Source organism: Streptomyces sp. SBT349, assembly GCF_001083795.1.
Classification (GTDB): domain Bacteria; phylum Actinomycetota; class Actinomycetes; order Streptomycetales; family Streptomycetaceae; genus Streptomyces.
On sequence record NZ_LAVK01000307.1, the window covers coordinates 1 to 9,018 of the forward strand.

Annotated in this window: 9 protein-coding genes; 6 read left to right on the forward strand and 3 right to left on the reverse strand. The window is 72.7% G+C overall.

From position 1 onward, the window contains the following. On the reverse strand, positions 1-1,289 hold a 1,289-nt coding region (locus tag ADY01_RS27930), incomplete at its 3' end, for an asparagine synthase-related protein (RefSeq protein WP_159001465.1). 89 nt (positions 1,290-1,378) lie between these two features. Then, positions 1,379-1,534, reverse strand: a complete 156-nt coding sequence (locus ADY01_RS38490; protein WP_159001467.1) for a lasso RiPP family leader peptide-containing protein — start codon at positions 1,532-1,534, stop codon at positions 1,379-1,381. 386 nt (positions 1,535-1,920) lie between these two features. On the opposite strand from ADY01_RS38490, the gene ADY01_RS27935 reads away from it, so the two are divergent. After that, positions 1,921-2,226 (forward strand): hypothetical protein, encoded by a 306-nt coding sequence (locus tag ADY01_RS27935; RefSeq protein ID WP_049579057.1) that lies wholly within the window; start codon positions 1,921-1,923, stop codon positions 2,224-2,226. 3 nt (positions 2,227-2,229) lie between these two features. Here ADY01_RS27935 and ADY01_RS27940 read toward each other — a convergent pair whose 3' ends face one another. Further along, on the reverse strand, positions 2,230-2,994 hold the full coding sequence (locus ADY01_RS27940; RefSeq protein WP_324613364.1) for an IclR family transcriptional regulator: 765 nt from the start codon (positions 2,992-2,994) through the stop codon (positions 2,230-2,232). Positions 2,995-3,149: 155 nt separating this feature from the next. Between ADY01_RS27940 and ADY01_RS27945 the strand changes: the two genes are divergently transcribed. The 5 genes from ADY01_RS27945 to ADY01_RS27965 are packed head-to-tail and all read left to right on the forward strand — an operon-like array spanning position 3,150 to position 8,679. Beyond that, positions 3,150-4,427: an extracellular solute-binding protein gene (locus ADY01_RS27945; protein WP_159001469.1), complete on the forward strand. Its 1,278-nt coding sequence runs from the start codon at positions 3,150-3,152 to the stop codon at positions 4,425-4,427. Positions 4,428-4,430: 3 nt separating this feature from the next. Then, complete coding sequence (locus ADY01_RS27950; protein WP_049579063.1) at positions 4,431-5,369, forward strand: carbohydrate ABC transporter permease; 939 nt, start codon at positions 4,431-4,433, stop codon at positions 5,367-5,369. Continuing rightward, entirely contained in the window at positions 5,366-6,238 is an 873-nt protein-coding gene (locus tag ADY01_RS27955) for a carbohydrate ABC transporter permease (protein ID WP_049579065.1), read from the forward strand. Before ADY01_RS27950 ends, ADY01_RS27955 begins: the two co-directional genes overlap by 4 nt. Positions 6,239-6,241: 3 nt before the next feature. After that, positions 6,242-7,336, forward strand: coding sequence for a mandelate racemase/muconate lactonizing enzyme family protein (locus ADY01_RS27960; protein WP_063784385.1), 1,095 nt, complete (start codon positions 6,242-6,244; stop codon positions 7,334-7,336). Next, entirely contained in the window at positions 7,333-8,679 is a 1,347-nt protein-coding gene (locus ADY01_RS27965; protein ID WP_053171288.1) for a class II fumarate hydratase, read from the forward strand. The genes ADY01_RS27960 and ADY01_RS27965 overlap by 4 nt, the downstream gene beginning before the upstream one ends. Positions 8,680-9,018 lie beyond the last annotated feature (339 nt).

Genomic DNA, 9,018 nt, shown 5'->3' on the forward strand with positions numbered 1-9,018 from the left:
GTGTCCACGGCGGCGGGGGTGGCCCACGGCGGCGTCCGGGGCTCCGGCTGCCAGCCGAGGCGCGCCGCCTGCGTCGGGGGCCGGCGGGTGAGGCGGTCGGCCGCGTCGGCGAGCCAGCGGTGGAAGGGGCGGCGGTCGGCGAGGGCACCGAGCAGCGGGGGCCAGGCCACCCGCATCCGGTGGCGGCGCCGGCGCAGGGCGGAGAGGACCGCCAGCGGGTGGCGGGAAAGGTCGTCGCGGAGGTGGGAGAGCGCGGGGGTGAACAGCTCGTCGCCCCCGCCGCCGAAGAGGTGCAGGCGCGATCCGCGGGCCGCGGCGCGGGCCGCGGTGTCCCAGAGCTTGGCGTGGTCGCGCGCCCAGGGGCAGGGCTCCTCGGTGGCCGGCCGGAGGCGGCCGACCCCGGCGAACCAGGCCGGGGTCGCGTCCCGTCCGACGGTGAGGTGCTCGGCGCCGGGCAGCGCGGCGACCGCGCGGGCGTGCCAGGGGGCGTCGTCGTTCTCCGGGTCGACGCCCTCCCAGCGGGTGGTGACCAGGCGGGCGGGGCCGCGGGCGGCGAGGAAGCACAGGGTGGTGGAGTCCAGGCCGCCCGAGAGGTCGGCGCTCAGGGTGCCGCCCGGCGCGGCGCAGGTGGCGACCGCCGCGGTCAGCGCCTCGCGCACGCCCTCGGCGCCCTCCTCCCGCGGGAGTTCGGGTTCCGGCGGGTGCCACCAGCGGGTGGTGGCGGTCCGCCCGTCCGCCTCGATGAGCAGGGCGTCGTCGGGGCGCAGGGCCCTGACCCCCCGCCAGACGGTGCGGGTGTCCAGCGGGTGGGTGACCGGGGCGAGCAGCCGCAGGGCGAGGCTCTCCTGGTCCACGCCCGTTCCGCACAGGGCCGCGAGCACGTCGGGGCGGCTGGCCGCCACCGGTACGCCGTCCACCGTGGCGTGGAAGACGCGCCGCGCGGCGAGCGCGCTGCCGCGCACCCGGATCCGGCCGCCGAGGGAGGCCAGCAGGTGGTAGCTGCCGGCCGCGCCCGCGACGAGCCCCTCGGCGTCGGCGACGTCCCGCAGTCGGCCCAGCCGGAACCGCAGGGTCTCGGCCTCGACCGAGCACCGCCCGATCACCGCCGCGTCGGCGCCGCCGGTCCGCACCACCAGGGGGCGGTCCCGGGGCCACCGGCCCAGGAGCCAGGGGCGGCCGGAGGCGTGGGGGTAGGTGGTGAGCGCGGAGGTGAGCGCCAGCAGCCCGCGAGCGACGGGCGCGGCGGCCGGCCCGTCGGGCAGGGCCACGAACCAGGCACCCTCGAACATCGCGCCGCTCCTCCGTTCCTCCTCCGGCCGGTCCTCCCCCGGCCGGGAATCCCCCGGCTCCGTCCGGGCGCCGCCGTCGTGGGGACGGTTCACCCCCAGGCCACGCTGGTCGGCCACGGCCCGCCGTCGGCGACGTTCCCGTCCATGGCACCGAGCGTGACCTCCGCGAAGTCGCCGGCCTCGGCGAGCGTCGGCGGCTCGTATGTCTCCCGCGGCTGGTCGTCCCTCTGTGTGGTGTGTGTCACCTGTCCCCCTCGCATGGGCCCACGGTCCGTCCGTGGCGCCATCCGACCTGATGCCCCGGCGCACCGGAGTGATACGCGGCGAAGGGGCCAAACCACCCGGTGGGGGGATGTGAACGGGCGGTGGCGCCGAGGGGCGCGCCGGAGCGCGGGTGCGGCGCGTTCCGGCGGCCGCGGGGCGCAAGGCCCGGGGGCGGCAAGGGCGTTGTGCGGCACGGAATTCCCGGCCGGGCCGGGGGGCCGGGCCCTACAATGCCGCCCATGCCCGGAGCACGGGCGGTCCGGCCGGTGCCGTGGACGAGGGAAGGAGGTGTCGCCGTGACGTGGTGGATCTAGCCGCCCGCCCCGGAGAGACCGGGAGCGCGGGCGGCGGTTCCGGAAGGAACGAGATGTCCCGTACGGACAGGACCAAGCCGCTGTGGGTGCGCCACGCCGAACACCGTCCCCGGCCGGCCCACGATCACCGTGACGGTCCCTGCGACCTGCCGCCGCGCCCGACGCGGGGGGACACGGACACGCGCTGCCGGTGGGAGAACCCGGGCACGCTGCTGTTCGGGCACACCTGCTGTTCGGGATGCGCCAAGCGCGGCTGCGTCAAGGAGTGGCAGCGGCTCACCAGGACCGCGAACCGCAAGGAGCGCTACGCGGGTCGGCGCGAGGCACGCCGTTTCGCCACCGGTGAGGACGACGGCTGACCCTCACCGCGCCGCCCGGCCGTCCGCCAGTGCCCGCGCGTAGGAGGAGGCGATCTTGGCGAGGACCGGTCCGTGGCGGGCGATCGCCTCGTGGGTGACGCGCCCCTCGGGGCCCGAGACGGACAGGGCGACCGGCAGCGTCGCGTGCGGCACCCGGACGGCCAGGCAGCGGACGCCGACCTCCTGCTCGCCGTCGTCCGTCGCCCATCCCCTCGCGCGCACGGACGCGAGGTCGGCGAGCAGGGCGGGCAGGTCGGTCAGCGTCCTGTCGGTCATGGGCTCCATCCCGGCCCTGGCGACGATCTCCCGCACCCGCTCGTCCTCCATCCCGGCCAGCAGCGCCTTGCCGACCCCGGTGCAGTGCGGGTGGACGCGGCGGCCGATCTCGGTGAACATCCGCACGCTGTGCCGGGACGGCGCCTGCGCGAGATAGACGACCACGTCCCCCTCCAGCAGCGCCAGGTTGGCCGTCTCGCCGGTGGCCTCGACCATCCGGGCCAGGAACGGCTGGGCCGTGGCGCCCAGCGCCCGGCCCGCCACCGCGCCCAGCCGGATCCAGCGCGGGCCGGGCCAGTACCTGCGGCCGGGGCCCTGCCGCGCGTGGCCCCCGGCGACCAGGGTCCGCAGCAGCCGGTGGACGGTCGGCAGCGGCAGGCCCGCCGCGGTGGCGAGGGCGCCGGCCGTCATGCCGTCGCGGGCGTCGGCGAGCAGCTCCATCACCTCCCCCGCGCGGACGATCGTTCGGACTCCGCCGGGTGTGGCGACCATGGCCGTCTCCCTCATGTCGGCACCGCAGAGCCGGACTCTATCACCAGACGGAAAACTCCAATCATCTTGTGGAAGTTAAGGGTGTGGCCTACGTTGTCGGCCGTGGCCACGGGTGCACGTGTGGCGCACCTGGCACGACGATGTGGGAGAACGCGATGACAGCACTCAGCCGCAGGCGTCTGCTGGCAGGCATCGGCGGGCTTGCGGCGGGAGCGGCTCTCGGAGGGTGCGCCGGGCGCGGCTCCGGGGACGGCTCGACCATCACGCTGATGAACTGGGAGGCCCTGGACGGCTCCCCCTATCCGACGGTCTTCTCCGACTTCGAGAGGTCCTCGGGCAAGAGCATCGACTACCAGTTCGCGGCCTCGGGCAGCGACTACTGGGTGAAGATCCGCACGGTGCTGGGCGCGAGCAACCCGCCCGACCTGATCCGGATCGACGACGACTTCGTCGCCTCCTACGCCGCGACCGGCCGGCTGCACGACCTGCGGCCGTACCTGTCGGACAGCGGCCTGTCGGAGAGCGACTACTTCCCGACCGTCTTCAACAACACCCGGCAGCCGGACGGCGCGGTGGTCGGCTGGAGCCTCGGCATCCAGCCCCGGGTCATCTTCTACAACAGGACCATGTTCGAGGAGGAGGGCATCCCCCTTCCCCCGACCACCTGGACCGACGAGGGCTGGACCTGGGACGACTTCGTCTCCGCCGCCACCGCGCTCTCCATCCCGAACGAGCGCTGGGGCGCGTGCGTCCTGGACGACTCGGGCTTCGAGATGATCTACACCGTCAACAACGGTGGCACCGGGCGCTGGTCGCGGGACGGCCGCAGCTTCACGCTGGCCGACCGCCCCGACGCCGAGGGGTTCCAGTGGGTCGCCGACCTGACCTGCGCCCACGACGCGCAGCCGCCCTGGTCGGAGCTCCAGCAGAGCGGCCGGGGCGCCGAGTTGTTCGCGGCCGGGCAGATCGGGATGATCCAGCGGGTCTCCAGCTTCGTGAACTTCTTCCGGGAGAACGTCCAGGACTTCGAGTGGGACATCGCCCCGGTCCCGGGCAACCTCTCCCAGCGGACCTACGGCAACCAGCTCGTGTTCGCCATTCCCGAGGCGGCGGCCAACAAGGATGCCGCCTGGGAGCTGCTCCGCTATCTGACGACGCTGGAGGGCGCCTCGGTCTTCGCCGAGGAGGGCGCGTTCGTGCCGGGCCTTCGGGCCGCGGCCGACCGGATCACCGCGAGCGCCGACGGAACGCCGGCCCATCTCGACCTCGTGCTGGCCGCGGCGGACAACGCCGTGCTGCCCGGCCGGGTCGTAGCCGCCCAGCAGGCGCTTCAGGTCTACCGACCGGCCCTGGACGACGTGCGCAACTGCCAGGACACCGCGCCGGAGGTGCTGGACGGCATGCGGTCAGAGATCGAGGAGATCATCGAGTAGCCCATGCACGACATATCCGAAAAGCCCCCCTCCGCCCGGTCGCGTTCCGGGCGGAGAGCCCGGTCGTCGGGGCGCCTCCGGCAGGCTCTGACCGGGTACGCGTTCATCGCGCCGCTGCTGGTGGGCATCGCCCTCTTCCAGCTCTACCCCATGATCACCACCACCGTCGCCTCCTTCATGGACTGGGACGGGCTCACCTCGCCCACGTTCGTCGGGTTCGACAACTTCCAACGGCTGCTCTTCGACGACTCGATGTTCCACACGGTCGTCCTCAACACCTTCCTCTACATGGCCGGCGCGATCCCGCTGACCATGGTGCTCGCGCTCGCACTGGCCACGCTGATCAGCCCGCAGCGGCGGATCATGGTGGTCTTCCGGCTGGCGTTCTTCGTGCCCTTCGTGGCGAACGTCGTGGCCATCAGCGTCGTCTGGTTCCGGCTCTACTCCGGCGAGACCGGAGTGCTCAACGACATCCTCGGCACATTCGGGATCGACGGCCCCGACTGGCTGGTCACCATGCCCTGGGCCATGGTGGCGGTGATCATCGCGAGCGTCTGGCAGGGCGTCGGCTATCCGATGATCGTGCTGATGGCGGGGATCCAGGCCATTCCCACCACGCTCTACGAGGCGGCCGACCTCGACGGCGCCTCCCGCTGGCGCCGCTTCCGCAGCATCACGCTGCCCCTGCTGACGCCCTCGCTGTTCTTCGTCAGCATCAGCCAGTTCGTCGCCAGCTTCCAGGTCTTCGGCATCGTCTACGTGATGACCAAGGGCGGCCCCGGCAGCGACACCAACGTGTATCTGCTGCACCTGTTCGACACGGCCTTCGGCGCCGGTGAGCTCGGCTACGCCTCGGCCATGGCCTGGCTGCTGTTCCTCGTGATCGCGGCGCTGACGGCGATTCAATGGAGACTGCAACGCAGGTGGGTGTTCTACGAATGAGCGCGACCAAGACCGCCGGACCCGCGGGAAGGACGGCCACCCCGCTGCTGCAACGCAGGTCCGTCCTGCTCGGCGTCTACTACCTCTTCCTCGCGGGCCTGGCGCTCGGCTTCCTCTTCCCGCTGATCTGGATGATCGGCACCTCGTTCAAGGGCGGCCCCGAGTCGCTGTCCTCGCCGACCTCCGTCGTCCCCGAGGACCCCACCCTGGAGAACTACCGCGCCGCGTTCGACATCCTGCCGACCTACTTCTGGAACAGCGTCAAGCTGGCCTTCCTCAATGTGGGCGGGCTGCTGGTCGTCGCGTCGCTGGCCGGGTTCGCGTTCGCCCGGCTGAAGTTCCCCGGGCGCGACCTCATCTTCCTCGTCGTGCTCGGCTCGGCGCTGATCCCGCACATCGTCTACCTGATCCCGCAGTACGTCGTCTTCCGCGACTACGGCTGGGTCGACACGCACTATCCGCTGTGGGTGCCGCGGGCCATGACGCCGGTGTTCGGGACGTTCCTCATGCGGCAGTTCTTCCTGTCCATCCCCAAGGAGCTGGAGGAGGCCGCCCGCATCGACGGCGCCTCCACGTTCACCGTCTTCACCCGCGTCATGCTGCCGCTGGCCAAGCCGGCGCTGGCCACGGTCGCGCTGTTCACCTTCGTCGACTCCTGGAACGACCTGCTGGGTCCGCTGATCTTCCTCAACTCGCCCGAGCTCCAGACGGTTCCGGTGGCGCTCGCCCTCTTCCAGGGGGAGTTCTTCAGCAACACCCCGGGGCTGATGGCCGCCGCGACGATCACCATCCTCCCCGTCTTCGCGGTGTTCCTGCTGGCCCAGCGGTACTTCGTCCAGGGCGTCGTCATGTCCGGCATGAAAGGCTGATCCTTGTCCACCATCACCTCCATCCAGACCTATGTCTCAGGCAACATCTGCATCGTCGAGGTGGCGACCGACGACGGGCAGGTCGGCTACGGCCAGACCGCCCCGTCCGAGCCCGGGATCACCGCCGAGGTGCTGCACCGGCTGGTGGCCAAGCACATGCTCGGCGGCGACCCGTGGGACATCGGCGCCCTGGTCGAGCGGGCGATCCGCGCCGAGTACAAGTACCTGGGCGCGTTCCTGCTGCGCGCGGTCAGCGGCGTCGACACGGCGCTGTGGGACCTCAAGGGCAGGGCGACCGGGCAGCCCGTCTACCGGCTGCTGGGCGGCAAGGTCCGGGAGAAGGTGCCGGTCTACGCCTCCAGCATGAGCCGCGAGACCGGCGTCCAGGAGGAGCTGCGGCGCATCGGGGAGGCGGTCGAGGCACACGGCTTCCCCGGCGCCAAGGTCAAGATCGGCGTGCGCAACGGCCGCGACGCCGAACTGTGGACCGGCCGCACCGCCGCGCTGGTCCCCGCGATGCGCGCGACGTTCGGCGACGCCTTCCTGCTCAACGCGGACGCCAACGGCGCCTACTCGCCCGGCGGCGCGGTCGTCGTGGGGCGGCGCCTGGAGGAGTACGGCTACTACCACCTGGAGGAGCCCAACCCCAGCTGGGAGCTGGACAACATGGGCTACGTCGCCGACCACCTCGACCTGCCGATCGGCGCGGGCGAGCAGGAGTTCTCCATGGAGATCGTCCGCCGGATGGTCGCCGAGCGGCTGGTGGACGTCATCCAGCCGGACGTCTGCTACATCGGCGGAATGGAACGCGCCCGCAAGGTCGCCGAGATGGCCGACATCGCGGGCATCCCCTGCACGCCGCACTGCTCCAACCGCTCGCTGATCCAGGTCTTCACCGCCCACCTGGTGCTGGCCTCCCCCGCGTGCGTCCAGCACCAGGAGTGGACCATCGAGAAGCCGTCGGCCCAGCCGTTCTACGCGCCGGTGCCGGTGGTGAAGGACGGGTACATCGAGGTGTCGGACGCGCCCGGGTGGGGCGTGGAGATCCTGCCGTCCTTCCTCGAATCGGCCGAGCGGCGCTCCTCGGCGCTGTCGTGAGGCGGCTGTGGGGCGAGGCGACCGGGCACGCCGTCGCGGCGTTCCCGGTCAGCGGGCGGCCGATGCCCGTGCCGTTCCTCGACGCGCTGGTGCGGCTGAAACGGGCCGCGGCCGAGACCAACCGCGAGCTGGGCCTGCTGGACGGCGCGGTGGCCGACGCGATCGTGGCGGCGGCCGGGCGGCTGCTGGCGGGCGGCCTGTGGGACCAGTTCCCCGTGGACCTGTACCAGACCGGCTCGGCCACGTCGAGCAACATGAACGCCAACGAGGTCATCGCGGCGCTCGCCGGTGAGGCGGACCCCTCGGTCGAGGTGCTGCCCCACGAGCACGTCAACCGGTGCCAGTCGTCCAACGACGTGGTGCCCTCGGCCATGCGGATCGCCACGGCGGTGGCGCTGCGCCGCGACCTGCTGCCGGCGCTGGACGGGCTGCACGCCGAACTGGCCGCGAAGACCGCCGAATTCTGGGAGGTGCTCAAGGTCGCCAGAACGCACCTCCAGGACGCCACGCCGATGCGCCTGGGGCAGGAGTTCCACGGGTGGGCCGGGCAGGTGGCGGGCGCCAGGGGCCGGATCGAACGGGCGCTGACGGAGCTGGGACCCCTGCCCCTGGGGGGCACGGCCGTGGGCACCGGGCTCAACGCGCACCCGGAGTTCGCGGCGCGGACCGCCGCCCGGCTCTCGGCGGAGCTCGGCGTCGAGCTGAGCGAGACGGACAACCACTTCTGCGCGCAGTCCACGCTGGACGACATGGTCTCCGCCCACGCGGCGGTGCGGACGGCCGCGCTGGCGCTGCACAAGGTCGGCTGCGACATCAGGCTGCTGGCCACCGGGCCGCGGGCCGGCCTGGGCGAACTGCGGGTGCCCGACGTCAAGGTGTCGAGCAGCATCATGCCCGGCAAGGTGCCGCCCTCGGTGATCGAGTCCCTGACGATGGTCGTCGCCCGGGTCGTCGGCAACGACGCGACCGTCGCGTTCTCCCAGACCGGAAGCATTCTGGAGTTGAACGTGATGATGCCGGTGGTGATCGATTCCGCCCTGGAGTCGATCGAACTGCTCAGCGCGGCGACGCGGAATGTCACACGGCAGTGCGTGCGGGGCCTGGAGGCCACGGAGGTGGGCCCGGCTCAGGTACGGCGGAGCGTGATGCTGACGACCGCGCTCTCGCCGCACATCGGCTACGCCGCGGCGGCGGAGATCACCCGGGACGCGCTGGCGAGCGGCGAGGAGATCGAGCGGGTCGCCCTCCGCCACGGCATCAGCGCCGAGCAGTTCGCCGCCTGGTGCGACCCGGTCACGATGACCGGCGACCCCCACCTCCCCGGCACCGCGCCCCCGGCCTGACCCCGGGAGGCTCATGGGCCTCCCGGGACAGTCCCTCGTCACCGACGGCGCGGACGGAGAAGGCGTCCCGCACGATGGCGCGGCGCCCACAGCCCCCGCGCCGCCGGAAGACGAACGCGTCCGGACCCGCTCACTTGCCGGCCCTCCCGGCACACCCCCGCGCCGACCGCCCACAGCAGCCGGGGCACCCCGGTCCGAAGTTTCTTTACTGGCTCAAGGGCGCGCCTACCGGCGCGCGGGCGGCCCCGGCCGCCCTCGGGCGCGCATGCGGCCTGACGGCCGATCACGCCCGAACGGCCCGCCGCCCCCACCGAAGCGCCACCAGAAGCCAACCGACAC